Origin of the sequence: Tissierella sp. MB52-C2 (assembly GCF_030931715.1) — a bacterium.
In the GTDB taxonomy this organism is placed as follows: Bacteria; Bacillota; Clostridia; order Tissierellales; family Tissierellaceae; genus Tissierella.
The window spans coordinates 2,591,930-2,618,737 of the sequence record NZ_CP133261.1 but is presented as its reverse complement, the minus strand read 5'-3'; the positions used below and the strand labels follow the sequence as shown (position 1 = coordinate 2,618,737).

General features: G+C 30.2%; 25 protein-coding genes. 20 read left to right on the top strand and 5 right to left on the bottom strand.

The window, feature by feature from the left end:
• Nucleotides 1-43: 43 nt before the first annotated feature.
• Genes RBU61_RS13255 through RBU61_RS13245 form a run of 3 tightly spaced genes read left to right on the top strand, consistent with a single transcriptional unit; the run spans nt 44 to nt 1,996 of the window.
• On the top strand, nt 44-1,078 hold the full coding sequence (locus RBU61_RS13255) for an HD-GYP domain-containing protein (RefSeq protein ID WP_308875940.1): 1,035 nt from the start codon (nt 44-46) through the stop codon (nt 1,076-1,078).
• 34 nt (nt 1,079-1,112) lie between these two features.
• Nucleotides 1,113-1,535 (top strand): hemerythrin family protein, encoded by a 423-nt coding sequence (locus RBU61_RS13250; RefSeq protein ID WP_308875939.1) that lies wholly within the window; start codon nt 1,113-1,115, stop codon nt 1,533-1,535.
• A complete protein-coding gene (locus RBU61_RS13245) occupies nt 1,535-1,996 on the top strand; it encodes a chemotaxis protein CheX (RefSeq protein WP_308875938.1) in 462 nt (153 codons plus the stop codon). The genes RBU61_RS13250 and RBU61_RS13245 overlap by 1 nt, the downstream gene beginning before the upstream one ends.
• Before the next feature lie 28 nt (nt 1,997-2,024).
• Here RBU61_RS13245 and RBU61_RS13240 read toward each other — a convergent pair whose 3' ends face one another.
• Both RBU61_RS13240 and RBU61_RS13235 read right to left on the bottom strand, forming a co-directional pair.
• Nucleotides 2,025-2,861, bottom strand: a complete 837-nt coding sequence (locus tag RBU61_RS13240) for a glycerophosphodiester phosphodiesterase family protein (protein WP_308875937.1) — start codon at nt 2,859-2,861, stop codon at nt 2,025-2,027.
• An 18-nt stretch (nt 2,862-2,879) separates the two neighbouring features.
• Nucleotides 2,880-4,163 (bottom strand): MFS transporter, encoded by a 1,284-nt coding sequence (locus RBU61_RS13235; protein WP_308875936.1) that lies wholly within the window; start codon nt 4,161-4,163, stop codon nt 2,880-2,882.
• Between the two features lie 175 nt (nt 4,164-4,338).
• Between RBU61_RS13235 and RBU61_RS13230 the strand changes: the two genes are divergently transcribed.
• The 13 genes from RBU61_RS13230 to hemL all read left to right on the top strand — a co-directional run bounded on the left by RBU61_RS13230 (nt 4,339) and on the right by hemL (nt 18,606).
• Nucleotides 4,339-4,656 carry a hypothetical protein gene (locus tag RBU61_RS13230; protein ID WP_308875935.1) on the top strand — a complete coding sequence of 106 codons (318 nt, stop codon included), beginning with the start codon at nt 4,339-4,341 and terminating at the stop codon, nt 4,654-4,656.
• 203 nt (nt 4,657-4,859) lie between these two features.
• The gene (locus RBU61_RS13225; RefSeq protein ID WP_308875934.1) at nt 4,860-5,087 is read left to right on the top strand and encodes a hypothetical protein; all 228 of its coding nucleotides are present in this window, start codon (nt 4,860-4,862) and stop codon (nt 5,085-5,087) included.
• A gap of 59 nt (nt 5,088-5,146) precedes the next feature.
• Nucleotides 5,147-5,785, top strand: a complete 639-nt coding sequence (gene yidC, locus RBU61_RS13220) for a membrane protein insertase YidC (protein ID WP_308875933.1) — start codon at nt 5,147-5,149, stop codon at nt 5,783-5,785.
• A 207-nt stretch (nt 5,786-5,992) separates the two neighbouring features.
• Complete coding sequence (locus tag RBU61_RS13215) at nt 5,993-6,553, top strand: sigma-70 family RNA polymerase sigma factor (RefSeq protein WP_308875932.1); 561 nt, start codon at nt 5,993-5,995, stop codon at nt 6,551-6,553.
• A gap of 2 nt (nt 6,554-6,555) precedes the next feature.
• Nucleotides 6,556-7,536: a DUF4367 domain-containing protein gene (locus RBU61_RS13210; protein ID WP_308875931.1), complete on the top strand. Its 981-nt coding sequence runs from the start codon at nt 6,556-6,558 to the stop codon at nt 7,534-7,536.
• 139 nt (nt 7,537-7,675) lie between these two features.
• Complete coding sequence (gene pcrA / locus RBU61_RS13205; RefSeq protein ID WP_308875930.1) at nt 7,676-9,892, top strand: DNA helicase PcrA; 2,217 nt, start codon at nt 7,676-7,678, stop codon at nt 9,890-9,892.
• Nucleotides 9,893-9,896: 4 nt separating this feature from the next.
• The gene (gene ligA / locus RBU61_RS13200; protein WP_308875929.1) at nt 9,897-11,888 is read left to right on the top strand and encodes an NAD-dependent DNA ligase LigA; all 1,992 of its coding nucleotides are present in this window, start codon (nt 9,897-9,899) and stop codon (nt 11,886-11,888) included.
• 181 nt (nt 11,889-12,069) lie between these two features.
• Nucleotides 12,070-13,302, top strand: coding sequence for a glutamyl-tRNA reductase (gene hemA / locus RBU61_RS13195; RefSeq protein ID WP_308875928.1), 1,233 nt, complete (start codon nt 12,070-12,072; stop codon nt 13,300-13,302).
• Between the two features lie 9 nt (nt 13,303-13,311).
• Nucleotides 13,312-13,908: a bifunctional precorrin-2 dehydrogenase/sirohydrochlorin ferrochelatase gene (locus RBU61_RS13190; RefSeq protein WP_308875927.1), complete on the top strand. Its 597-nt coding sequence runs from the start codon at nt 13,312-13,314 to the stop codon at nt 13,906-13,908.
• A gap of 22 nt (nt 13,909-13,930) precedes the next feature.
• A complete protein-coding gene (hemC, locus tag RBU61_RS13185; RefSeq protein ID WP_308875926.1) occupies nt 13,931-14,833 on the top strand; it encodes a hydroxymethylbilane synthase in 903 nt (300 codons plus the stop codon).
• Nucleotides 14,830-16,329: a uroporphyrinogen-III C-methyltransferase gene (gene cobA / locus RBU61_RS13180; RefSeq protein WP_308875925.1), complete on the top strand. Its 1,500-nt coding sequence runs from the start codon at nt 14,830-14,832 to the stop codon at nt 16,327-16,329. Before hemC ends, cobA begins: the two co-directional genes overlap by 4 nt.
• A gap of 4 nt (nt 16,330-16,333) precedes the next feature.
• Nucleotides 16,334-17,293 carry a porphobilinogen synthase gene (gene hemB / locus RBU61_RS13175; RefSeq protein WP_308875924.1) on the top strand — a complete coding sequence of 320 codons (960 nt, stop codon included), beginning with the start codon at nt 16,334-16,336 and terminating at the stop codon, nt 17,291-17,293.
• A 20-nt stretch (nt 17,294-17,313) separates the two neighbouring features.
• Nucleotides 17,314-18,606, top strand: a complete 1,293-nt coding sequence (hemL, locus tag RBU61_RS13170) for a glutamate-1-semialdehyde 2,1-aminomutase (protein WP_308875923.1) — start codon at nt 17,314-17,316, stop codon at nt 18,604-18,606.
• 35 nt (nt 18,607-18,641) lie between these two features.
• Here hemL and RBU61_RS13165 read toward each other — a convergent pair whose 3' ends face one another.
• The 3 genes from RBU61_RS13165 to RBU61_RS13155 all read right to left on the bottom strand — a co-directional run bounded on the left by RBU61_RS13165 (nt 18,642) and on the right by RBU61_RS13155 (nt 22,412).
• Nucleotides 18,642-19,676 (bottom strand): putative sulfate exporter family transporter, encoded by a 1,035-nt coding sequence (locus tag RBU61_RS13165; RefSeq protein ID WP_308875922.1) that lies wholly within the window; start codon nt 19,674-19,676, stop codon nt 18,642-18,644.
• 136 nt (nt 19,677-19,812) lie between these two features.
• Complete coding sequence (locus RBU61_RS13160; RefSeq protein ID WP_308875921.1) at nt 19,813-20,766, bottom strand: 4Fe-4S binding protein; 954 nt, start codon at nt 20,764-20,766, stop codon at nt 19,813-19,815.
• Nucleotides 20,767-20,792: 26 nt separating this feature from the next.
• Nucleotides 20,793-22,412, bottom strand: coding sequence for an FAD-dependent oxidoreductase (locus RBU61_RS13155; protein ID WP_308875920.1), 1,620 nt, complete (start codon nt 22,410-22,412; stop codon nt 20,793-20,795).
• 155 nt (nt 22,413-22,567) lie between these two features.
• Between RBU61_RS13155 and RBU61_RS13150 the strand changes: the two genes are divergently transcribed.
• The 4 genes from RBU61_RS13150 (at nt 22,568) to gatB (ending at nt 26,797) form a co-directional block, all read left to right on the top strand.
• On the top strand, nt 22,568-23,515 hold the full coding sequence (locus tag RBU61_RS13150) for a LysR family transcriptional regulator (RefSeq protein WP_308875919.1): 948 nt from the start codon (nt 22,568-22,570) through the stop codon (nt 23,513-23,515).
• Between the two features lie 100 nt (nt 23,516-23,615).
• Complete coding sequence (gatC, locus tag RBU61_RS13145; RefSeq protein ID WP_308875918.1) at nt 23,616-23,900, top strand: Asp-tRNA(Asn)/Glu-tRNA(Gln) amidotransferase subunit GatC; 285 nt, start codon at nt 23,616-23,618, stop codon at nt 23,898-23,900.
• 13 nt (nt 23,901-23,913) lie between these two features.
• On the top strand, nt 23,914-25,377 hold the full coding sequence (gene gatA / locus RBU61_RS13140; RefSeq protein WP_308875917.1) for an Asp-tRNA(Asn)/Glu-tRNA(Gln) amidotransferase subunit GatA: 1,464 nt from the start codon (nt 23,914-23,916) through the stop codon (nt 25,375-25,377).
• A complete protein-coding gene (gatB, locus tag RBU61_RS13135) occupies nt 25,367-26,797 on the top strand; it encodes an Asp-tRNA(Asn)/Glu-tRNA(Gln) amidotransferase subunit GatB (RefSeq protein WP_308875916.1) in 1,431 nt (476 codons plus the stop codon). Before gatA ends, gatB begins: the two co-directional genes overlap by 11 nt.
• Nucleotides 26,798-26,808 lie beyond the last annotated feature (11 nt).

Below are 26,808 nucleotides of genomic sequence, written 5' to 3'. Positions count from 1 at the left end.
GTATTAAAATGGAAAATAGATTATTCCTTAGAGGAGTGATAACTTGAGTAAAAACATAGAAGTTAAGAAACTAGATATAGGAATGATTTTAGATAGAGATGTAATGGATTCAAGAAGTGGAGTTATATTGATTCCAAAGGGTACAGCCATAACTAAAGAGTTTATTAATAAATTAATTAATTATAAAATAGACTCTGTTTTTATACGAGAAGAGAAAATTCCAGAAGGAGTTTCCAATAAAGAATTGAAAGATTCCTATCATAATTTAGAGGACGCTTTAGATAAAATATTTGATGAAGTAAAAAGGGAAAACAAACTAGAGACAGATAAGATACTTGAAACAATGAAAGATTTTGTAGATGAGGTATCTAAGGAAAGAGATATACTTACTCAAATGAGATTATTAAAGAAAAAAGACGACTATACTTTTAATCATAGTTTAGGAGTGTGTATATTAGCCATCGCATTAGGTAAGTGGTTAGAACTTTCTAGAAACCAAATTTTTGATTTATCCATAGCTGCACTTTTCCATGATTTAGGAAAATTGAAGATATCCGATGATATAATAAAGAAACCTAGTAAATTGACAGAAGAAGAAGCTGTGGAAATGAGAAAACATTCATTTTATAGCTATAAAATGCTTTTAGATACTAAAAAATTTAATAATGATATTTTGTTGGGAGTATTACAGCACCATGAGAAAATAGATGGGACTGGCTATCCAAATGGAGTAAGTGAAAAGGACATACATTTATATGCCAAAATAATAGCCATATGTGACATATATCATGCCCTTACTTCTACTAGAACATATAAGTATAAGGACTCACCTCTTAGAGCAGCAGATTATCTTAGAGAAGAAAGCTTTACATCCTTAGATTCACATATTACCCAAGTGTTTTTAAAAAATATTTCTAGATTTTATGTAGGGAACACAGTTTTATTAAGTGATGGTACTACTGGAGTAATAGTATATATACATCCTCAAGATGAAACTAAACCTATAGTAAAAGTAGGAGATAAATTTATAGATTTCCTTAAGGAACAGGAGATAGAAATATTAGATATAACAATATAGTAAATTTAGCATTTATATAGAAAAGAGGGATATTATGATGTGGAAAGATAAATATAGAATAGGTGTGGATTTAATTGACGATCAACATATTGAACTTTTTAAAAGACTATCAGAATTTATTAAGATTGTTCAAGATAAAGAAAAACCATGGGAAGATAGATTGGATAATGTAAAAGAAACTATGGATTTTATGAAAGATTATGTAGTATTTCACTTTGATGATGAAGAAGAGTATCAAAAAAGTATTGGTTATCCTGATATTGAAATACATAAAGAGGCCCACAGAGTATTTAAAGAAGGGGTTAATGATTATGTTAAAGTATTTGAGCAGGGCGAATTCACTGAAGAGAAAATGCAAGAATTTGGTGCAAAACTTATGACATGGCTAATTATGCACGTTGGTAAAATGGATCAGAAAATTGGAGAGTATGTAAAAAGTAAAGAGGTGGAAGCGTAATGAAAGCAGAATATATAAACTCCTTTTATGGAGCAACTCAAGATGTATTTCGTCTGATGCTTGATTTACCAGTAGAAAAAGGAGATTTAAAAATAGTAGAGGGAATGGTATGTAGTAACGAGACAAATGTTTTACTGGGAATTACAGGAGATTTAAAAGGGTCAGTTCTTTTTGGTTTCAAAAATGAAACTGCCCTAGAAATGGTTAAGATAATGTCAGGTATGGAACTAGATGAAATCGATAATTTTGTATCTTCAGCTTTAGGGGAAGTTGCAAACATAATCGGTGGAAATGCAGTAACTAATTTAACATCATATGATTATATATGTGATATTGCTCCACCGCAGATTATCGTAGGGGATTATAAGTCGATTTCCATGGCAAATAAAAAGTCATTGCTTATACCATTGAAGACTACTATTGGAGAATTTGATATAAATATATTTTTAGTAGAAAATTAAATATAATATAAAATAGCTAAGGGCATCCTTAGCTATTTTTAAATGAATTACTAGGTAAGAAGTCTTCAAATATAAATAGATCAAAGTTATTAAGATGTTTCTCTAACTCTAATTTTGATGGAATAGTATATGCCACTGTAGTAATTCCATAAAATTTTCTACATAAAACTAGAGAAAGATTATTATAGTATTGGTATCCATATGCAATAAAATTAGGCTTAGTGATAAAATTGAATAATAAATGTTGTAAACAAAATGCAAATATTTTATTTTGCTTAATATTACTTTTTAAATAATTTGTAGAAAGTTGTCCTCTAATAACTCCAGGTCTGTTGTTCTTATACCAAAGAACAGGTATAGGGTTAAAGGATTCTATACAGTAAATACCATTATAGTTGTCTAAATAAGAAGCAACTATTGAACAAATTGACATATCACTGGAGTTAGATTTTATTTCTACAATTAAAGGTACTTGTCCATTGACTAAATCCAATAATTCCTGCAAATGAGGGATTTTCTCTTTAGAATCAAATAAATTAAGTTCTCTTAATTCTTTAAATGTTAGCTCATTAACATTTTTATCTACACCGCATACCCTATTTAAATTAGAGTCATGGAATATAATAGGAACATCATCCTTTGATAGTTGAACGTCGAACTCTATTCCCAAATCATGTTGAACAGATAATTTAAAGGCAGCTAAAGAGTTTTCAGGAGCAATATTCTTTTCTTTATGAAATCCCCTATGGGTATAATGTCTATTCATAAATACACTTAAATCAGGCCTATTTGTTATCTTTGGCATAATAGCTAAGAGATAACAAATAAGTATAATAAAAATCAGTCCTAAAATATAAAACAACATTAACCACACCCCTTAAAACTAATCTTCTATATCAAAATGCTCCAATGTACTTTTCTTTTTTACTGGTATAGAATCTCCATGATGAACCATTAGCATTGTACATAATGATAATAAAGAGAATACAAATGAATATGGAAATAAGGTTTTATAGGATATATTCTCCAGTAAAAAGCCAGACAATATAGGGGTAAAAATCTGGGCAGACATGGAAAAAGTATAATATAAACCAGTATATTTTCCTATGTCTGAGTTACGACTCATTTCTACCACCATAGGATATGAGTTTACACTAATGGCAGCCCAGCCAATACCTGTAAAGGCAAATACTAAATTAATTAATGGTGAATAGGATTTAAAGAAAAATCCACAGAAATAAGATCCACTCATTAACAAAATTCCACCAATAATAGTTTTCTTTCTACCTATATTGCCAGATATAATTCCTATAGGTATATAGGAAAGAATAGCAGTACCTGTTGCAACCATAAGAGCATTGGCAAAACCACCACCTTTTAAATTCCAAACTATAGTAGCATATCTAGAAAATGCTGTAGTAATAGCATTATAGGCTGTAAACCATAAGAAGATAGATGCCAATAAAAAACCTAGACTCCTTTTTATATCCTTATTCATAGTCATACTAGGACTTAAATCATCTAAATGTGATTTTTCATTTTCATCTAAATTAATGATAGCTACTTCTTTAGATAATCTATTTTCTCTAATGGCAATCACAAGTATAATAACTGAAAATAACATTAAAAAAGCAACAGCCAGAAATATACTCGTATAATTAGGTGAAGCTTCCTTTGGGATTAAGAGACTAATCATTAAAAGAGTAAAGATAGCCCCTACTGCTCCCATAAGATTAATTATGGAATTTGCCTTACTTCTAAGGTTCTTAGGAGTAAGATCGGGCATTAATGCAACGGCAGGAGAACGATAAATACTCATAGAAAGCAATACTAACCCTAAAGATATAAAAAACAATGCAAAGTTTTGACTACTATTTGCCATAGGAACTAACATCATAGATATAACAGCTATGGTTGTTCCAATAACAATAAAGGGAGTCCTTTTTCCAAAAGGAGTATTTATCTTATCAGAAAGAGTACCGAAGAATGGAAGCAAAAATAATGCTAGTACATTATCAAGAGCCATTAGAGTTCCTGTCATAGTTTCCCCAATGCCAAAGGTATTGTGTAAAATAAGAGGTATAATATTATCATATAATTGCCAAAAAGAAGAAATCGATAAAAATGCCAAACCAATAAAAAATGTTCGTTTATAATTTAGCTTCATATAGGCCTCCTTAATCATTGAATTTACTCTTATTATAGCATTGGAAATCTATATAAACAATGAATATTATAAGTAGAAAATTAAAGATGAATTATTCATTGTATGATATTTATTTTTAATATATAATTGTATTTAAGGATATAATGTAGAATAGGGATAAGGGGAGGTTTTGACTATGACTAATGAAGAATTTCAAATATTAGTATTGGAAAAACTAGGAAACCTAGAAGAAGGACAGAAAAATTTAAATGAAAAAGTAGTTGGGATAGAAGAAAAAGTAACTAACCTAGAAGAAAAAGTAATAGGATTAGAAGAGGGACAAAAACAAATTTTTGTAAAGTTGGATGCTGTAGTAGAGCAGACTATGGATTTGACGGAATTTAGATATGAAGTAAAGGAAGAATTAGCAGACATTAAATCGAACATATCAAGAATAGAAATAGCTACTGCTGACAATTGGGGCGATATAGCAAGATTAAAAGCAGCTAGATAATATAATTAAAGAACTCATTAAGAAGAGCACCCCAAAAGTTAGACAATAAATTTGACTTTTGGAGGTGCACTTTTTATGAAGATTTAGATTTTTAATTACATTCTAAATGGTTGGAAATATCAAAAAGTACGATATATGAGTTGTATATATATTATCTATATCGTATAATGTTAATGCAATTCATTTTAAAAGGAGTTTTTACCATGGATTTTGATTACTTATCATTTTTAAGTTTCATGATGTTCTTTATATGTTTTATATCTATGGGATATATTGCATTAAGATGTTTTAAAAGTCAGTTTCTAAATATCTCTAATGAACATTATAAATTTGAGAAAAGTAAATTTCTAGATTATAATATATGTTTAAACATAGCAGACTATAGCTCATATGAAAAGTATCAAATATGGAGATTTTACTTTCCAGATTAAGTAATAGATATGATTAATGACTCAAACTATAAAAACTATTTTGGGAGGATGAATTTTTCATGTCTAATTTATTAAGCAGTGTTTTAAATATATTATTTAACTTTACTAATGACTGGGGTTTGGCCATAGTGGCGTTAACTATATTAGTTAAAGTTTTATTACTACCATTATCTATAAAACAAAAAATGGCTTTATTAAAACAGCGAGAGTTTACAACAGAAATTGATGAAATAAGGAAAAAATATAGAGATAACGAAACAAAAATGAACGAGGAACTAACTAAGTATTATACTAAAAATGGCTCCAGTTTATTAGGCTCTTTTACAGGTTTAATTCAAATTCCAATACTAATAATTTTATTCAATGTTATTAAGGCAAACAGTGTAGATACAGGTTCTATATTAGTACCGTGGGCTTCAAGCCTAAAATCTTATGACACTAGCTATATAATACCTTTAGTATATGCATTGGTTTCAATAAGTCCTAATTTATTAAACTATATAGGATATTTAAGAAGATTTGATGAAAGTAAACCTTTAAAGCAAAATATAGTAAGCATTATCATTATATCAATTATATTAACGTCTAGAAGTCCAGTTGGTATAGGAATATACTTTATAACAAGTAGTATAATTACATTTATTGAAGAATTGATTTATAGACTGATATTAAGAAATAATTATTTAAAGCAAATATAAAATAAGTTTTAAAATTGTTAATAACATAGAAAGGACTGTCTCAAAATTAAATTTTGAGACAGTCCTTTATTTATACGATATAATTAATTGGATTTTAATATAAATAAAAAAATTTAAATATTGTGTAATGAAACGAAGAAATTTACGTATTAACATATGAATGAAAATATTCGGCGCCAAATATAAAATTCAAGGAGGAGGTTTGATATGTATCGAGCAACTTTGGCAAATACCCTCAAAATAGAAAAAACTAAAGAAAATATATATAATGAGCAAGATTTTTCTTATATTTTTGAAACCTATTATAAAAGGGTGTACAATTTTATATATTATCAAGTTAGTTGTCAATATACTGCAGAAGATTTGACTAGTCAAACGTTTTTAAAAGCTATGATCAATATAAATAAATATTCAAAAGACAAATCACCATTTGAAGTATGGCTATTCGCCATAGCTAAGAATATAGTAAATGATCATTTTAGAAATAGGAAAAAATATAATATTTTTTCTATTGATGGAGTGAAGGAATTAATATCAAAGATGAAAACTCCAGAAGAAATAATAGAAATATCAGAAACAAATGATGAACTTCTAAAGGCATTAAAGATATTAGATCCAAGAGAAAAAAGCATTATATCTCTTAGGTTTGGAGCAGAACTGAAGAACAAAGAAATCGCAGAGATATTAGATCTTACTCCCAACAATGTAGGGATAATACTTTATAGGATAATGAAAAAGTTGAAAATAGAATTAGAAAAGGAGGAATAAATATGATTGATAGAAATATTAAAGATGAATTTTCTAATAAGATAGATGAGTGTTTTCAAGGAATAGATGATTTAAACAGTATAGATTCAGAAGAATACGAGAAAGTTTTAGAGATAACTAAGGCTTTAGCCAATAAAGATTTTAGCAAAGACAGTAATAGAAAAGAAGTATTTGATAAAACATTAAAAAATATTAATGAATATAGAGGAGAAGATGAAATGAAAAAAGGAAAGAAAATTAAACATCCAATTGCTAAAGTTGCATCATTTTTGTTAATAGGGGTATTAAGTGTTTCAGCAATGCAAACATCATTTGCACAGGATATTATAGATAAAATAGTCAAGATTATATCCCTCAAAAATATAGAAGCTGTGCAAATTGAACCTGAGAAAAAATCATACTTAATTCCTGAGAATTTAAAAGGAAAAATATTTGATAAGGATGGCAATATGCTAGAAGTATTCCAAGAAGAAGGCATAGGTACTAGGAAAATATATACAGCTGATGGCCAGGAAATTGCTAATATAGATGAAGAAAGTGGAGAGATAATAACAGTAGCAGATAAAGAATTGCTAAGAAAAGAAGAATATCTTGTAATCAAAGATGCTGACGAATTGAATAGCTATACTTGCTTTAATGTAATTCTTCCAAGCTACTTACCAGATGGATATAAATTTGACAGAGCAGAATTTTATAAAGATGAAGACGGTATTGCGGAAAATAGTAAATATATTGATCTATATTTTGTTAATCAAAATACAGGAAAAAATATCTATATGCAACAAAGTTTATCGGATGAAGAGACAGCATTTGGTATAGCAACAGACGGAAAAATAGAGGAAGTCAAAGTTAATAATGAAAAAGCTATTCTTATGAATGAAAGAAGTATTTATTGGGAATATAATGATGTCCTTTATAGTTTGATGGGAAGAGGAGAAATAGGTAGAGAAGAATTAGTAAAAATTGCAGGTTCTATCAAATAATTTTCATTAATATAGCTTTATACATTTGAATCTACTGAAAAAGCAACAATCCATGATTGTTGCTTTTTTAATGGAAATATTATGCTCAATACTATATAATAAATAAGAAAGAAACAAATGTTTAGAAAGGTGTGGAGCAATGGATTACCTAAATGGATTGAATGATAGACAGAGAGAAGCTGTATTACATACAGATGGATCCCTACTAATTTTAGCAGGTGCCGGTAGTGGAAAAACTAAAGTTGTTACTCATAAAATAGCATATTTAATCGAAGAAAAAGGAATTTTCCCGGGAAATATATTGGCAATTACATTTACTAACAAGGCTGCTGCCGAAATGAAGGATAGAGTTGCTAGAACTTTGTCTGATTCTGTAGAAAATATGTGGATGGGAACCTTCCACTCCATATGTGTAAGGATTTTAAGAAGAGATATTGATAAAATAGGATACAATAGATCATTTACCATATATGATAGAGATGATCAAATAACCCTTGTAAAAGAATGTATAAAGGAAAGAAATCTTAATAAAGATACATATAAGGAATCATCAGTTTTATCTCAAATAAGTAAATTAAAGGATGAAATAGTAGATCCAAATGAATTTATAAACAATAATTATAAAGATTTTTACCTAAGAAATATTGGCGAATTATATGCACTATATCAAGAAAAATTAAAACAATATAATGCATTAGATTTTGATGATTTAATAATAAAGACAGTGGAACTACTAAGAAATGATCCAACAGTTTTAGACTATTATCAAAGAAGATTCAAATATGTTTTTGTAGACGAATATCAAGATACAAATAAGGTTCAATATGAATTAGTTAAACTACTTTCAGACAAATATAGAAATATTTGTGTAGTTGGAGACCCTGATCAATCAATTTATTCATGGAGAAATGCAGACATCACTAATATTTTAAACTTTGAAAAGGATTTTAAAGGTGCTACTACTATAATGCTTGAGCAAAACTACAGATCTACACAAAAAATACTTGATTTGGCAAATAGAGTGATAAAAAACAATTCTGAGAGAAAAGATAAGAATCTATGGACAGATAACCAGGAAGGAGAGCCTATACGCTATGAGGAAATGTCTGACTCAGAAGACGAGGCTTTATTTGTAGGAAGTAAAATAGATGAACTAATAAAGGATGGATTTAATCTATCTGATATTGCCATTCTTTATAGAACTAATGCCCAGTCTCGTTCCTTTGAGGATTGTTTTATGAGAAAGAATATTCCTTATAAAATCGTAGGAGGGCTTAAATTCTATGATAGAAAAGAAATAAAGGATATAGTAGCATATTTAAAAGTATTGGAAAATCCATTAGATAATATTTCTTTAAAGAGAATAATCAATGTACCTAAGAGGGGCATAGGCAATGCAACCATAGATAAGCTAGATGAAATTGCCCTTAGAAATAATGATTCTATCTATGGCGTTTTATTATCTTTAGATAGTATAGATGAGTTAAACAGTAGGGCAAAAAACAGCCTAAAACCTTTCATGGATATGATGAGTATGCTTATGGCTAAAAAGGAAACAATGGGAATAAAAGATTTTATAGAAGAAGTTATAAATTCTACTGACTATATAAAGGAATTGGAAAAGGAAAATACTATAGAATCTCAAACAAGAATTGACAATATAAAGGAATTTGTATCTGTTGCAATCGACTTTGAAATGCGAATGGGTGAGAGTGATTTAGAAGAATTCTTGGCAAATGTTGCTTTACTATCAGATGTAGATAAGACTTCTGACAGCACCAATGTAGTTACTATGATGACGGTACACAGTTCTAAAGGGTTAGAGTTTCCGGTTGTATTTTTAGTTGGTATGGAAGAAGGGCTATTTCCTATAACTAGGTCTTTAGAAAGTGAGTCTGAATTAGAAGAAGAAAGACGACTTTGCTATGTTGCAGTAACTAGGGCAGAAAGGCTTCTATATATAACTAATGCAAAGATAAGGACTATTTATGGGAATGTAAACTATACTTTGCCTTCAAGATTTATCGCCGAGATGGGAGATGGCATAGAGAAAAGAGAAAGGGAAGGACTAAGAGAACAGCTAGTATCTGTAAAGGACTTGACGGCGAAGAAAGAGACATTTAAAAAAGAAACTTTTATGGGTAATTCATTTACTATACAGGCTAAGCCTAAGCCAATAACAGATGTGAACCAAGAGGTAAATATAGGTGACAAAGTAAAACATAAGAAATTCGGTATAGGTACTATAGTTCAAGTAAAGGATAGAGATAATGACAAAGAACTAGTAATATCATTTGATGGACAGGGATTAAAAAGACTATTGCTTTCAATTGCTCCTATAGAAATAATGAGGTGATTTTATGAATGAAGAAAAAAGAATAGATGAACTTATTGAAATAATCAATGATTTAAATTATCATTACTATACATTAGACGAACCTAAATTAACCGACAAAGAATATGATTTATTATATGATGAGTTAGTACATTTAGAAAATACTACAGGAATAATTTATTCCTACTCTCCAACACAAAGGGTAGGTGGAGAACTAGTAGATAAGTTTGAAAAACATACTCATTTAGGTAGGCTATGGAGTTTAGATAAGAGTCAAAGTGTAGAAGAATTAATTAGCTGGGATAATAGAGTTAGAAAACTAATAGGAGACTATAATAGGGAAAATACAGATAAATTACCAGAGCCTAAATATATAGTTGAATATAAATTTGATGGACTGACTATAAATCTTACCTATAGAGATGGGCTATTAGTAGAAGGGGCAACAAGAGGAAATGGAACTGTAGGTGAAGCAATTTTACCTCAACTTAAAACAATAAAATCTATTCCTCTAAAAATTGATTTTAAGGGGACTATGGAGGTACATGGAGAAGGATTAATGCCATTATCAGCATTAGAAGAGTATAATAGGACAGCCTCTGAACCTCTAAAAAATGCTAGAAATGCAGCAGCAGGAGCTTTAAGGAACTTAGATTCAAGGGTTACAGCAGAAAGAAATCTTACAGCTTATTTTTATAATATCTCATATATAGAAGGAAAAGCCTTCCAAAGGCATGTGGAGATATTGGAATTCCTAAAAGAAAATAGATTCCCTGTATTTCCATATGCTAAAGAATTTGATTCCATAAATGGAGTAATTGAAGAAATAGAAATCATAAGGGAAGAAAGACACAATATAGATCTCTTAACAGATGGATTAGTTATAAAAATAGATGATATAAGAACTAGAGAAGTCTTAGGATTTACTAATAGGTTTCCTAGATGGGCAATAGCCTATAAATTTGAAGCGGAAGAAACATCAACTAAACTTTTAGAAGTAGTATGGAACGTAGGTAGAACATCTAAAGTAACACCTACTGCCTTACTTGAGCCAGTGGATATTGGTGGAGTTACAGTTAGAAGAGCCACATTAAATAACTATGATGATATTCTACGAAAAGGTGTTAAGTTAAATTCAAGGGTTCTTATTAGAAGATCTAACGATGTTATTCCAGAAATATTGGGAACTTTAGAGACGGATGAGGAAACTTTTGAAATAGAAAAGCCAACCCATTGTCCAGCTTGTGATTCTGAATTAATTCAAAATGGAGTTCATATATTTTGTCCAAACTCACTTTCCTGTAAGCCGCAGCTAGTATCTAGACTAGTCCATTTTGCCAGTCGTGATGCTATGAATATAGAAGGATTTAGTGAAAAAACTGCAGAAAAGCTATTGGATGAATTAAACATAGTGGATTTACCTGAGATATATGAAGTAAAATATGAAGATTTAATTAAATTAGAAGGATTTAAGGAAAAGAAAACAAATAATTTATTAGAGGCAATAGAAAAATCAAAACATATAGATTTAGGTTCTTTTATATATGCTTTAGGGATAAATAATGTTGGAATAAAGACAGCAAACGATTTAGCAAACCATTTTAAATCTTTAGATAACCTTAAAAATGCAAGCCATGAAGAATTAATAACAGTAGGAGAAGTTGGAGAAATCATTGCCAACAGTATATTGGAGTTTTTCCATGATGATAGGATACTGGAAAGTCTCGATAAACTATTGTCTGAAGGAGTAAATCCATATTTTGAAGAAGTAGAAATAGAAGAATCTATATTTACAGACAAAACAGTAGTTATTACAGGGACTATAGAGGGATTAGGCAGAAACGAGATAAAGGATATGGTAGAAAAAATGGGTGGTAAAGTAACAGGCTCCGTTAGTAAAAAAACTGACTATGTAATAGTAGGAGAAGATCCAGGGTCTAAGTATGATAAAGCTGTAGAATTGGGAATTCAAATAGTTAGAGTTAGTAATGGAGAGTTTATAGTTCAAAACCAATAAAAAAACGTATAATACAACAGACCTTCATGAACACATGAAGGTCTGTTGTATTATTATATATATCAATGACATATATAATAATATACATTACATAAAAGCTTGTTAAATATTAGATTTTACAATATGATAGAATTAGAATAAAATTAAGAATAAAGGTAAATTCAAAGGTAGGAGGATAAGGATGGAAGTTGCAGTAATAGGAATAAATCATAATAATTCTCCAATACAAGTTAGGGAAGTATTTTCTTTTACTGAGTCTATGAAAATCGAAGGAGCAGATTTAATACTAGATAAATCTAGTAAAGAATTAATAATTATCTCTACTTGTAATAGAAGTGAAATATATATAGCCAGTGAAGATATAGAAAGCTCCGTTAAAGAAGTAATAGAGTTTTATAAGGAATTTTTCAATTTTCCTAAGTCTGAAGATTACATATTTGTTAAAAAGGGAAAGAAAGCAGTTATTCATTTATATATGGTATCAGCAGGACTAGATTCCATGATACTAGGTGAAGATCAGATACTAGGGCAAATAAGAGATGCCATGAATTTTTCCATGGAACTAGGATTTAGCAAAAAGGTCTTAAACAGATTATTTATGGACGCAATATGTGAAGGGAAGAAAATAAGAAATCTTCTAAAGATCTCTGAAATACCCTTATCAACTAGCTATATAGGTATAAATCTTTTGAAAAAAGAAATAGGTTCCTTAAGGGATAAAAAAGCTCTTGTAATAGGTACTGGGAAAATGAGTACATTGGCCATTAGATACTTATATGAAGAAGATTTGAAAGAGATTTATTTAACTAATAGAACCTATGAAAAGATGAAGGAAATATTTAAGGAATTTAATAATTTAATAGCAATAAAATATGAAGAGAGATATGAAGTAATAGAAGATGTAGATATTTTAATTACAGCAACTTCTGCACCCCATACTATTATAATGAAAGAACATATGAAAAAGAGAAATAAAAAAATATATATATTAGATTTAGCTCTTCCTAGAGATGTGGACTCTACAGTTGGTGAAGATGAAAATATAATATTATACCATAATGATGATTTGCAGAGAGTATCAGAAATAAACTTATTAAGAAGAAAAAGACTTTCAGAACAGGCCATAGAAATTATTAATTCTGATGTGGACAAGTATATGGAGTGGATAAATACTATAAATGTAGATCCTATTATAGAATCTTTAAATAATAGATGTAATTCCATAAAGGAAGAAACTATGAACTATATTAATCGGAAGGTAGATTTAAACAAGAGAGATAAAAAAATAGTAGATAAAATGGTTATGTCTGCTTTAAAAAAGATTATAAGGGAACCTATAAAGGTCTTAAAGCAAATAAACAATGAAGATTCAGAAGAATATATAGAAGTAATGAAAAAAATCTTTGAAATATAGAGGTGATCTATGTTTTATCCAATAATGCTAAAAATTGAAAATAAGTTAATTATTGTAGTAGGTGGTGGACAAGTAGCCTATAGGAAAGTAAAAAAACTTTTAGAATTTGGCGGAACTGTAAGAGTGGTAAGTCCTAAGATTATAGATGATTTTAAGGATCTACAGAAAGAGTATAAAGAAAACATTGAACTTATATACGATATTTATAATAAAAAATATATTGAAGATGCTTTTCTAGTAATAGGGGCTACATCTTCTAGAATGACAAATAAGGAAATCGGAGAGGATTGTAATAATTTAAATATACTAGTGAATATAGTAGATAGCAAAGATGAGTCTGATTTTATTACATCATCTATTATAAATAACGATAATTTAACTATTTCTATTTCCACATTAGGTAGCTTTCCTTACTTAAGTAAAAAAATCAGAATAGATATGGAAAAAAAATATAAGAAGTTCGACAAGGAATATATGATTATCTTAGAAGAAATACGTAGGATAACTTTAGATAATTACTCACATAAAACAAAAGAAATTATGGATAAGGCTTTAGAATTAAATATTGTTGATTTAAAGGAGTTTTTAAAGGAGTTAGAAAAATAGAACTATAAGGAGCACTGATAATATGAAAATAATAGTAGGAAGTAGAGGAAGTAATCTTGCCCTTACACAGACCAATATGGTTATAGATAGTATAAAAAAAGTTCATCCAGAAATAGAATTTGAAGTTAAAGTAATAAAAACAAAAGGCGATATATTAAAGGATATACCCATAGATAAATTAGGTGGAAAGGAAATATTTATAAAAGAAATAGAAAAAGAGCTATTAGATAATACAATTCATATGGCAATTCATAGTATGAAAGATATGCCAGGAGAACTCCCCAAGGGACTAAAGTTATCCTTTTCTCCAATAAGAGAGGACTATAGGGACGTATTAGTTCTAAGAGAAGGACTAAAAAGCATTAATGATATACCAAGAGGTGGAGTAATAGGTACAGGAAGCAAACGAAGAAAATATCAAATATTAAACTATAGACCAGATTTAGAAGTAGTAGGTATAAGGGGAAATATAGAGACTAGAATAAGTAAAATATATACAGAAAACTTAGATGGAGTAATATTAGCAGCAGCAGGAATTCATAGACTAGGTCTAGAATTAGGTGAAAATATGGTTTATTTAGATAAAGATATAGTTTTACCATCCCCTACTCAAGGAATTCTAGCCATTGAAATTAGGGAAGATAACCATGAATTAGAAGAAATTTTAAAAAGTATAGCCCACGAAGAAACGGGAATACAATGTAAAGTTGAAAGGGTTTTTCTTAAGGCAGTAGGAGGAAGTTGTACTATTCCAGTAGGAGCATATTGTGAAGTTAAGGAGGGGAAAATCCGTTTAGAAGGTTTATTAGGCACAGCAAACGGAGAAAAGTTAGTAAGAAAATCCATAGAAGGGGATATAAATCAAGGAGAAGCTTTAGGGGAATCTTTAGCTAAGGAAATATTAAAAGAGGTGAATATAATATGAAGGGTAAAGTTTACCTAATAGGAGCAGGGCCAGGAGATCCAGATTTAATCACACTAAAAGGATTGTCTTACTTAAAAAAAGCAGATGTAGTAGTTTATGATAGATTAGCTAGTCCAAAGCTTTTAGACCATATTAAAAGGGATGCTAAACTTATATATGTGGGAAAAGCTTCAAAGAATCATGTAAAGACTCAAGATGAAATAAATGAAATAATCTATCAAGAGGCAAAAGACGGAAATCTAGTGGTAAGACTTAAAGGTGGAGACCCCTATGTATTTGGAAGAGGGGGAGAAGAAGGTATCTATCTTTATGACAGAGGAATAGAATTTGAGGTAGTACCTGGTGTTACTTCTGCCATAGGTGGACTTTGTTATGCAGGTATACCTATTACCCATAGGGACATAGCTACCTCTTTTCATGTAATTACAGGGCATTTAAAGGATGAAGAAGAGGAACTTGACTGGAAATCCTTGTCGGCTTTAAAAGGAACTTTAGTATTTTTAATGGGGGTTTCAAATTTAAAGAATATATCTGAAAACTTAATGAAAAATGGGAAATGTAAAGACACGCCAGCCGCAATTATAAACTGGGGGACTACTTTAAGTCAAAAAACTGTTATAGGAACATTATCTAATATATATGATAAAGCCATAGAAGAAAACATTAAGCCACCAAGTCTAATCGTAGTAGGTGATGTAGTAGGATTAAGAGAAAAGTTGAATTTCTTTGAAAACAAGCCTTTATTAGGAAAAAATATAGTAATTACTAGGGAAAAATCTTATGCCAGTGAAACCATAAATAAAATAGAAGAACTAGGTGGAAATGTAATTTCTTTTCCAACTATAAAAGTAGAGAAAATAAGTCCAAATGAAGAATTAGATAAATCCATAAGAAACATAACAAATTATTCTTACTTAATATTTACAAGTGTTAATGGAGTTAACATATTCTTCCAAAGGTTTTTCCAGTTAGGAATGGATATAAGAACTTTAGCTAATATAGAAATAGCAGCCGTAGGTCCAAAAACAGCTGCAGCCATAGGCAAATATGGAATAAATCCAGATATAATTCCAAATGAATTTGTAGCAGAAGGTTTAATTGATGAATTAAGTAAAGTTTTATCTAAGGAAGATAATGTACTGATTCCTAGAGCCAAAATAGGTAGAAATGAATTAATAAATGAACTTTCTCAAATAGCCACAATAAATGATTTAAAAATATACCATACTGTAAAAGATGAAGAAAATAAAGAAGAAATAATGGATACATTAAATGACCTAGACTCTTACTATTTATTATTTACATCATCATCTACCTTTACTAACTTTAGTGAAATACTTAAAGAAGATGTTGGTCCTGCTTTAGAAAAGGGTAAGATAGTATCCATAGGGCCAATAACTACTAAAACCATTGAAGAAGCAGGTTATTCTGTATATAAACAAGCTAAAGAATATACCATAGATGGTATATTAGAACTCTTAATTAAGGAGAAGTGATAAAGTGAATAGAACTAGAAGATTAAGAAAAAATTCAGCCATTAGAAGTATGGTAAGAGAAACAAAATTATCCATAGATGATTTTATATATCCTTTATTTATAGTAGAAGGGGAAAATATAAAGAAAGAAATTTCTTCTATGAAGGGAGTATATCATTTTTCAGTAGATATGGTGTTAGATGAAGTAAAGGAAATTCTAGACTTAGGAATAAAGTCTATATTATTATTTGGAATACCAGATCATAAGGATGAAGTTGGTTCTGAGGCTTATAGTAATAATGGAATTATTCAAAGAGCCATAAGAGCAATAAAGAAAAACTATCCTGAAATCTACATAGTAACAGATATATGTATGTGTGAATATACATCTCATGGTCATTGTGGTATATTGGAGGACTGTGGAACAGTAGATAATGATAAAACATTACCTTATTTAGGACAAATAGCCTTAAGTCATGTTGTTGCAGGGGCAGATATGGTAGCACCTTCAGATATGATGGATGGAAGAATAGAATATATAAGAAATATATTAGATGAAAGTGGATATACTTCAACTCCTATAATGGCCTATAGTGCAAAATATGCTTCAGCTTATTATGGACCTTTTAGAGAAGCTGCAGATTCTGCTCCAAGTTTTGGAGATAGGAAGTCTTATCAAATGGATCCAGCTAATTCAGATGAAGCTTTAAGAGAAGTAATGTATGATATAGAAGAAGGTGCAGATATGGTAATGGTAAAACCAGCTCTTTCCTATTTAGATATAATAAGAAGAATTAAAGGCAATTTTAATATTCCTATTGTAGCTTATAATGTAAGTGGGGAATATTCTATGTTAAAAAATGCAATAGATAACAATATTGTAGGAGAAGAAGTTTTGATGGAAACTTTAACTTCAATTAAAAGAGCAGGTGCAGATATAATTATTTCATATTTTGCTAAAGACGTGGCAAAACACCTTAAATAAAGATGAAAGGGGAACTTAAGTTGAAATTCGAAAAATCAAAAGAGATATATGAAGAAGGATTAAAGTACATTCCAGGTGGAGTAAATAGCCCTGTTAGAGCCTTCAAATCAGTAGATACTGGTCCAGTGTTTATAAAAAAGGGTTATGGAAACAGAATAGAGGACGAAGATGGAAATGTTTATATAGACTATATTGGATCTTGGGGTCCAGCTATTTTAGGACATTCTAACAAAGAACTAATGGAAGGAATAGAAGATATAATAAATGACGGATTAAGTTTTGGGCTTCCTACTAAAGTTGAAGTAGATATGGCAAAATTAATTGTAGAATCATATCCAGCCATAGATATGGTTAGAATGGTTAATTCAGGTACAGAGGCTACTATGAGTGCCATAAGAATGGCAAGGGGATTTACAGGAAAAAATAAGATTGTAAAATTTGAAGGCTGTTATCACGGACATAGTGATTCCCTACTGGTAAAATCAGGGTCAGGAACTATAACCTATGGTGTACCTACAAGTTTAGGAGTACCAGAAGAAATTGTAAAAAACACTATAGTATGTAGATATAATGATTTAGAAGATATAAGAAAAACTTTTGAAGAGTACGGAGAAGATATAGCAGCTATAATAGTAGAGCCAGTAGCAGGTAATATGGGATTAGTACCAGGGACAAAAGAGTTCTTAAGTGGATTAAGGGAAATAACAAAGGAACATAGTTCTTTACTTATATTTGATGAAGTAATTACAGGATTTAGAATTGCCTATGGTGGAGCTAGTGAAGTCTATGGAATAAATCCAGATATAGCTTGTTTTGGCAAAATAATAGGTGGAGGATTTCCGGTAGGAGCTTATGGTGCAAAAAAAGAAATAATGGAAATAGTATCTCCTCTAGGGGGAGTATATCAAGCGGGAACTCTTTCAGGCAATCCACTTGCAATGCATATGGGATATAAAAATATTAAACTGCTTAAAGACAATAAAGATATATATGAGAAGATGGAAAGTATGGCTATTAAACTGGAAGAAGGAATAGCAGAAAATATTAAAAAAACAGGAGTAAAAGCTAATATAGTTAGATTTAAGAATATGCTTACTTTATTCTTTGGAGAAGGTCCATTTAAGAATTATGATGATGTACAGCAATGTAGTACAGATATGTATGCTAAATATTTTAGAGAAATGCTAAATAGGGGAATAATGCTTCCACCAGCTCAATTTGAATGTATGTTTTTATCTGCAGCTTTTAGCCAAGAAGATTTAGATTATACTATAAAATCAAATTATGAAGCCTTAAAATCAATAAAAGAATAATAAATGCTCTGAGTTTAAACTCAGAGCATTTATATTTAACCGACATAGTTAGCAAATATTGTAATAAACAATAATGTAGATATGGCTACAGCCGCCCATGTACATCCCCCTAGTATAATAGGTTTAGTTCCTTTGGTGAAAAGATCTTTGAAGTGAATTTTAAATCCAACACCAGCTAATGCTGTAGTTATTAAGAATTTATATCCAGTTTTAAAGAATTTAGATGATCCAGGAATAAGTTCAAATAACCCTACAGTGTTTAAAATAGCCATTCCCAAAAATACAACTATGAACCAAGGGAAAACTTTCATAACAGTTTGACCTATAGACATTTGCTCTTCACTATCTTGATTTGCTTTAGATGCATTTTTTACAGTTATGATGGTAGCAATAATAGAGACAAGAATTAATAAACTGGTTCTAGCAAGTTTTATAGTAATAGCTAAACTTGAATCAAGATTATTTAAAACATTGTAAGTAGCCTCAGCTGCAGCAACACTGGAAGTATCATTGATTGCTGCCCCTGCTAAGAAACCAAATTGGTTTACAGTTAAGTTCATAGCTCCAGCTAAATAAGGATAAGCTAGTGCAGCTAAAATATCAAATAAAAATATTGCAGTCATAGCATAAGCTATTTCAGTTTCTTTTGCTTTAATAATAGATGCTAAAGTAGCAATGGCAGTACCACCACATATACAACTACCACCACCAACTAATGTACAAGTATTTTTTGATAATTCCAGTTTTTTACCTACGTAATAAGCAACAGCAAATGATAAACAAATATTAAAAAGAAGTAATGGTAATGCCTTAGCACCATAACCCAACACTTGTTTGAAATTAAGAGTTGCACCAGCCAATACAATTCCCCATTTTAAGAACTTCTTTCCGGCATAAGATGCACCAGATTTAAGTTCTTTATCCATAGATGGCATTATATTTAATATAAGCATACCTATGAACAAACCAATCATTGGAGCACCAACTATATTCTGTAAGCCACCTATATATGTTGCTAATATTGCAATAGCAATACAAAGAATAATACCCATAAGCTTTTTCGTATTCATTTTTCTCCCCCTTATTGAGTAATGAAAACCATAAAACACTGTTAAAAAAAAATCAATCAAAATTAAAAAAATAATACTTACTATCCAAAAGATAGATTTTTAAATCTATCTTTTGGATAAATCATAAATTATTTAATTAGCAAGTAGCTCCGCCAACTAAGTGAAGTTCAGAATCTAAAATTTCATCTTTTCTTTCAAGAAGGTCATTTGATAATAGTTGTTGTTGAACATTTTCAAAACCAATTCTTTCTATGGTTTGAGATAGACGTTCTCCAGTTTCACCTTGTTCTCTAAAGAAAAGTATAGTTTTTTCGATTATATCCATAACTTCCTCTTCAGTTGTAAATATTTTATCTAGTGGAATACCATGGTTAACAAGTTTACCCCATCTACCACCTATATATATTTTATATCCAACTTGACCATCAGGAATAGCATCAAAGTGACATTTTTCTATACAACGACCACAGTTATTACAAGTTTCTTCATTTATGTGTAAAAGATCATCTTCAACTTTAGCAGAATCCATTGGACATACGTTTTCAACACCACAAACTCTACATCCATTACATAATTCACTGTCATAATTAGGTATCATTTGTCCAACAATTCCTAAGTCATTTAAACTAGGCTTCATACAGTTGTTTGGACATCCGCCTACACCAATTTTAAATTTATGTGGTAATTTAACGCTTGAATATCCATTGAAGAATTTTTCGTGGATTTTTTCAGATAAATCAAAAGTATCAATTAAACCATATTGACAAGTAGTACCTTTACATGAAACTACTGGACGAACCTTTGAGCCAGTACCACCTGTTACAAGACCTTCTTTTGCAATATAATTTCTAAAATCCTCAATTTTATCATATGGAATACCTTGGCATTCAACTGTAAGTCTTGATGTAAATGTTACGATACCATTCCCATAAAGCTCTGCTGCTTCAGAAAGACATTTGTTTTGAGCAGCTGTAATTTTACCATTTACAGTAATGATTCTAGCTGAAAAGTTGTCAGTTCCCTTATTGACTAAAAAACCTAATGCTTTTACCTTCTTTTGATCTTCTGGACTAATTGTTAAACTTGCCATTTTTTTGACCCCCTTATTTTATTTAATTATAATTTATTTACTATGGACCCACCTTCTAAAACTAGGGTATTGTTATACCCAAGATGCTTTAATTTGTTTTGAAGCATATATGCTCTTTTACCTTTAGAACATACTAATAATAATTTTTCATCTTTATCATATTCTAGTAATTCCTTATCTACTTTATTTAGATCAATATAAGGATAACCTTTTAAAGATGGTTGAATAGAGGCATCAATTATTTTATATCCTTCAGGCTTATTAGTTGCAAATTCTAAAGGAGTAATAGTATTAAAGTTGCCACTAATTTTATTAAGTAAAACATTTACAGTATGGGCAAAAGGATGTATAGCAGTAGAGAATGGAGGAGCATATGCAAGGTCCATATGTTCAATATCTTCTAATGTAGCATTTAAAGTCATTGCAGTTACAGCAATATCTATCATTTTATCTACAGCACCTTTACCTAAAACCTGTAATCCCAGCAGCTTCTTAGTATTTCTATCTGCTAACATTTTTACAATAAATACAGATGAATCTGGATAATAATGGGCTTTATCATCTACTACAGTTACAACACTTTCTACATCATAGCCTGCTGCCTTAGCTGCAGCCTCTGTTAAACCAGTTCTACCTATATTAAGGTCTGGTAACTTAGCAACTCCAGTTCCTAGAACTCCACTATAGCTAATGGATTCTCCATTAATATTTTTAGCTGCAATACGGCCAGCTATATTAGCAGTAGATCCCATTGGAGACCAAGCAGGTTCTTTTGTTACTCTATTTATTACACTGGCACAATCACCAAGGGCATAAATATTCTCAAAATTAGTTTGGAAATATTCATTTACTTTTATTGTTCTATTTGGCATTAATTCAATACCGCTATCGTTTAAGAAAGCTGTGTTAGCTCTAATTCCAATAGATAAAACAACTGCATCTGCCTTCATAGTTCTCTTATCAGTTTTAATCTTTTCTACTTTGCCTTCACCAATAATACTTTCTAATCTAGTACCTGTAAATATCATGATTCCATGTTCTGCCAAGTGGTCAGCAATGTATTCAATAAATTCAGGTTCAAATCCTGGAGGAACCATTTCAGCCATATCTATTACAGTAGTATTTATTCCTTTAAGTGATAAGTTTTCAGCCACCTCTAAGCCTATAAATCCACCACCAACTACAACAACGCGTTTGATTTTTTTAGAATCAAGGGCATCTCTTAAGGAAATCGCATCATCTGGAGTTCTCATGAAATATACTCCATCTAAATCTACACCTTCTAAAGGTGGTTTAATCGGGTTAGCTCCAGTTGCAATAACTAATTTGTCATAATTATATGTAGAAGTTTCACTAGTTTTCATATCCAATGCCTCTACTGTATTTGATTCTGGATTGACCTTAGTTACTTTAACTTCTGTTAATACCTTAGCACCAGTTAACTCTGAGAAACTTTCTGGGGTATTAACTATTAATTCATCTCTACTAGGGATTACATCACCAACATAATATGGTAATCCACATCCAGCATAAGAAATATCTTTGCTTTCAGTTAATATTGTAACTTCGTGACTACGATTTTCTCTTTTTAGCTTAGCAGCTACCTTAGTACCAGCAGCTACTCCGCCAATAATAAGAACTTTCATACTTTCACCCCTTTGTATTATTTTTAACATCCACTTTACACTAATAATGTATCACTTGCACTTATATAAAGAAAGTGATAAAATCTTATCATACATATAGGTAAATCCTATTAATGGCAAATTTGCGTGAAATTTCAACAAAAAGGAGAATGGAAATGGATATAAGGCATTTGAAAGTATTTATAGAAGTTGCGGATAGTGGTAAGATGAGTACTGCAGCGTCAAATTTATTTATTTCTCAACCTACAGTAAGTCAAACCATTAGAGAACTAGAGGAATACTATAATGTCCTTTTATTTGAACGCCTATGTAAGAAGCTGCATATAACCCATGAAGGAAAAATGCTACTTAGTTATGCAAAAGCAGCAGTAAAACAATTTGATGATTTAGAAGCAAAGATGTCTACAATAAATGATATATATAAGATAAAAATAGGGGCAACCATAACTGTTGGAAGTTGTCTTATATCAGATATTGTAAATAGTATTAAAGAAAAAAGTTCAAATATAGAAACTTATGTATATGTGAATAATACAAAAGTCATAGAAGAAAGATTATTGAATTCAGAAATAGATATTGCTATAGTAGAGGGTGAGATTAATAATCCTAATTTAGTTTCACTTCCAGAAATAGATGATTATTTAGTTTTAGCATGTGGTTTAAATCATAAATTTAGCAGTAGAGAAGTGGTTGAATTACCTGAATTACTAGATTTAGATTTTGTAATGAGAGAAAAAGGTAGTGGGACAAGAAAACTTTTTGAGGATTATATGTATGAAAATGGATTTGATGTAAAAATAAAGTGGGAAACAAATTGTCCAGAAGCTATGAAAAATGCAATCTTAAAAAATGGATGTCTAGGTGCTATATCCATAAGACTAATAGAAAATGAAATAAAACAAAATCAGATTCGAGTCTTTAAACATATAGAGAATGTGTGGAATAGAAGTTTTAGTTTAGTATATCATAAGGATAAAATTATAGATGAAAGTATGGACAGTGTTATGGAAGTAATTAGAGGGTATAAGAATGTTAAAGTCAAGGAAGATTATAAATTTGGTAAAGTAGTAAATACTTGCCTTGACTTCAATATAGAAGAATAAAGAAATATAAAAAATCAAATGATATATTGTAGCTATCATTTGATTTTTTTATATAAAAAGTGGTAAAATAGTAATGAAAGTCTAATGAGGAGGAATTGGAATGATTACTAAGGAACAGGTAGAACATATGGCTAGTTTAGCTAAACTAAAATTTTCAGAAGAAGAAATTGATGAATTCACCCATAAATTTTCTGAAGTTTTAAATTATGTTGAGAAATTAAACGAGGTAAATATAGAAAATGTAGAACCTACTTATGGAGTTAATAGTCATACTCAGGTATTAAGGGAAGATGTGGTACAAGAGGGGTTATCTAGACAAGAGGTATTACAAAATACAAAAGAAGATCAATATGGATATTTTAAATTACTAAAAATAGTTGAATAAAAGAGGTGATAAAATGGATATTACAAAACTGTCAGCATTTGAAATGAGAAAAAAGATTTCCAAAAAAGAAATATCTAGTAAAGAATTAATAACAGCTCATTTTAATAGAATTGAAGAAGTAGAAAAGGATATTAATGCATTTATTACTTTAAATAAAGAAGAAGCACTGAAATCGGCAGAAAAAGTAGACGAGAAAATTGTAAAAGGTGAACAGATAGGATTATTGGCAGGACTTCCCATAGGAATTAAAGACAATATAGTGACAAAAGACCTTAGAACTACTTGTGGCTCTAAGATGTTAGAGAATTTCATACCACCATATGATGCAACAGTAGTTACTAGAATTAAAGAAGCAGATGGAATAATCATTGGAAAAACCAATATGGATGAATTTGCCATGGGTTCATCTACAGAAACATCATATTTTGGACCAACTAAAAATCCTATAGATACAGAAAGGGTACCAGGAGGATCATCAGGTGGATCGGCAGCTGCTGTAAAGTCTAATGAAGTGGCATTAGCTTTAGGAACAGATACAGGTGGCTCTATTAGGCAACCTGCGGCTTATTGTGATATTGTAGGTATAAAACCTAGTTATGGTATAGTGTCTAGATATGGAACAGTTTCCATGGCTAATACATTAGACCAGGTAGGAGTATTTGGAAGAGATGTAAAGGATGCAGTATTTATGCTGTCTGCCATAACAGGATATGATAAAAAAGATTCTACGTCATTTAACAATCCAGAAGGAACTATAATATTTGGCAGTTTCCCAGAAGAAATAGATTATAGAGATTATTTAAAGGGAATGAAAATAGGTATTCCAAGGGAATTTACTTATGAGGGTATGGATTCTAGAATCAATGAAGAAATAAAAAAATCAATAAAGATATTTGAATCCTTAGGTGCAGAAATAGAAGAAATATCTTTACCTCATATAGAGTATGGACTAGCGGCTTATTATATTATATCTACATCAGAAATTAGCTCAAATTTAGCAAGATTTGACGGAGTTAGATATGGATATAGGGCAAAAGAATATAATACTTTAGATGAATTATATACAAATTCAAGAACAGAAGCCTTTGGTGAAGAGGTTAAAAGAAGAATAATGTTAGGGACCTATTCATTAAGTAGAGGATATGCAGAAGACCATTATAAAAAAGCATTAAAGGTAAGAACGCTTATAAAAAATGATTTTGATAAAGCATTTAGTAAATATGATATAATTTTATCTCCTACATGCCCAATTTTACCATTTAAATTAGGCGAAAAAGCAAAGAATCCATTAGCTATGTATATGGGAGATTTATTTACAGTACCTGTAAACTTAGCAGGTCTTTGTGCCATGAGTATACCTTGTGGATATGTAGAAGGGCTTCCTGTTGGATTACAAATAATTGGAGATAGACTTAAGGAAGCAAATATAATTAAGGCAGGATTAGGATTTGAAGGAGGAGTAAAAAATGGCTTATAAAACTATAATCGGACTTGAAATCCATACTGAACTTATGACTAAGACAAAGATGTTTTGTAGCTGTACAAATGCCTTTGGCGGTGAAGCTAATACTCATTGTTGTCCAGTTTGTTTAGGTTTACCAGGTGCTCTTCCTGTTATAAATAAAGTAGCAATAGAATATGCCATAAAGTCAGGAATTGCATTTAACTGTAAAATAAATACTCATACTAGAATGGATAGAAAAAATTATTTTTATTCAGATTTAGTTAAAGGATACCAAATTTCTCAAGATGACTTACCTCTATGTGAAGGTGGATATATAGAAATAGAATCAGAAGAAGGAACTAAAAAAGTTCACTTAGAGAGAATTCATATAGAAGAAGACACAGGAAAACAAACTCATACAACAGAGGGAGACACTTTAATTGACTATAATAGGGCGGGAGTGCCTCTTATAGAAATAGTTACAAAACCAGAGATGAATACTCCAGAAGAAGCAAGACTGTTTTTAGAAAATTTAAGAGCGACTTTAAAATATATTGAAGTTTCAGATTGTAAAATGGAGGAAGGCTCCCTTAGATGCGATGTAAATATAAATATAGTAGATACTGAAACAGGAAATAAAACCAATATTACAGAAATTAAAAACTTAAACTCCTTTAGAGGTGCAGTAAGAGCCATGGAGTATGAAGAAAAAAGACATATAGAGCTTTTGCAAAAAGGTGAAAATACCATTAAAGAAACTAGAAGATGGGATGAAGTAAAAGGTGAAACCATAACTATGAGAACAAAGGGTGATGTTGCAGACTATAGATATGCAGCAGATGGTGACCTTGCAGAAATTGTTATAGAAGATTCACGGATAGAGGAAATAAAAAACAATCTTCCAGAATTACCTCACCATAAGAAAGAAAGATTTATTAGCGATTACGATCTTTCAGAATACGATGCAGGAGTATTGACTGCATCTAAAGAACTAGCTCTTTTCTTTGAAGAAACTATTAAATATATAGATGATTCAAAATTAGTTAGTAACTGGATTATGGGAGATGTTTTAAGAAGATTAAAAGATGAAGAAATAGAAATACAAGATACTAAGCTTACTCCAAAGGCTTTGGGAGAACTAATAAATATTGTAAAAGATGGAAAGATAAATAATAATACTGGTAAAAAAGTATTAAAGGAAATCTTTGACACTGGGAAAGAACCAGAAACTATAATTAAAGAACAAGGATTAGTTCAAATAAGTGATGAAGGTGCTTTAAAGGAAATAGTATCAAAAGTCCTAGATGAAAATGAACAATCTATTATTGATTATAAAAATGGTAAAGATAGAGCCATAGGATTTTTAGTAGGACAAATAATGAAAGCATCAAAAGGCAAGGCAAATCCTCAAATGGTAAATAAAATGTTAATAGAAATGATAAATGAAAGATAGGTGTAAGTAGC

Excerpts from the sequence above, each read along its gene's own strand:
- RBU61_RS13250 (WP_308875939.1), top strand. The coding sequence starts at position 1,113 with ATGATGTGGAAAGATAAATATAGAATAGGTGTGGATTTAATTGACGAT.
- RBU61_RS13245 (WP_308875938.1), top strand. The coding sequence starts at position 1,535 with ATGAAAGCAGAATATATAAACTCCTTTTATGGAGCAACTCAAGATGTA.
- RBU61_RS13240 (WP_308875937.1), bottom strand. The coding sequence starts at position 2,861 with ATGTTGTTTTATATTTTAGGACTGATTTTTATTATACTTATTTGTTAT.
- RBU61_RS13235 (WP_308875936.1), bottom strand. The coding sequence starts at position 4,163 with ATGAAGCTAAATTATAAACGAACATTTTTTATTGGTTTGGCATTTTTA.
- RBU61_RS13230 (WP_308875935.1), top strand. The coding sequence starts at position 4,339 with ATGACTAATGAAGAATTTCAAATATTAGTATTGGAAAAACTAGGAAAC.
- RBU61_RS13225 (WP_308875934.1), top strand. The coding sequence starts at position 4,860 with ATGGATTTTGATTACTTATCATTTTTAAGTTTCATGATGTTCTTTATA.
- yidC (WP_308875933.1), top strand. The coding sequence starts at position 5,147 with ATGTCTAATTTATTAAGCAGTGTTTTAAATATATTATTTAACTTTACT.
- RBU61_RS13215 (WP_308875932.1), top strand. The coding sequence starts at position 5,993 with ATGTATCGAGCAACTTTGGCAAATACCCTCAAAATAGAAAAAACTAAA.
- RBU61_RS13210 (WP_308875931.1), top strand. The coding sequence starts at position 6,556 with ATGATTGATAGAAATATTAAAGATGAATTTTCTAATAAGATAGATGAG.
- pcrA (WP_308875930.1), top strand. The coding sequence starts at position 7,676 with ATGGATTACCTAAATGGATTGAATGATAGACAGAGAGAAGCTGTATTA.
- ligA (WP_308875929.1), top strand. The coding sequence starts at position 9,897 with ATGAATGAAGAAAAAAGAATAGATGAACTTATTGAAATAATCAATGAT.
- hemA (WP_308875928.1), top strand. The coding sequence starts at position 12,070 with ATGGAAGTTGCAGTAATAGGAATAAATCATAATAATTCTCCAATACAA.
- RBU61_RS13190 (WP_308875927.1), top strand. The coding sequence starts at position 13,312 with ATGTTTTATCCAATAATGCTAAAAATTGAAAATAAGTTAATTATTGTA.
- hemC (WP_308875926.1), top strand. The coding sequence starts at position 13,931 with ATGAAAATAATAGTAGGAAGTAGAGGAAGTAATCTTGCCCTTACACAG.
- cobA (WP_308875925.1), top strand. The coding sequence starts at position 14,830 with ATGAAGGGTAAAGTTTACCTAATAGGAGCAGGGCCAGGAGATCCAGAT.
- RBU61_RS13165 (WP_308875922.1), bottom strand. The coding sequence starts at position 19,676 with ATGAATACGAAAAAGCTTATGGGTATTATTCTTTGTATTGCTATTGCA.
- RBU61_RS13160 (WP_308875921.1), bottom strand. The coding sequence starts at position 20,766 with ATGGCAAGTTTAACAATTAGTCCAGAAGATCAAAAGAAGGTAAAAGCA.
- RBU61_RS13155 (WP_308875920.1), bottom strand. The coding sequence starts at position 22,412 with ATGAAAGTTCTTATTATTGGCGGAGTAGCTGCTGGTACTAAGGTAGCT.
- RBU61_RS13150 (WP_308875919.1), top strand. The coding sequence starts at position 22,568 with ATGGATATAAGGCATTTGAAAGTATTTATAGAAGTTGCGGATAGTGGT.
- gatC (WP_308875918.1), top strand. The coding sequence starts at position 23,616 with ATGATTACTAAGGAACAGGTAGAACATATGGCTAGTTTAGCTAAACTA.
- gatA (WP_308875917.1), top strand. The coding sequence starts at position 23,914 with ATGGATATTACAAAACTGTCAGCATTTGAAATGAGAAAAAAGATTTCC.
- gatB (WP_308875916.1), top strand. The coding sequence starts at position 25,367 with ATGGCTTATAAAACTATAATCGGACTTGAAATCCATACTGAACTTATG.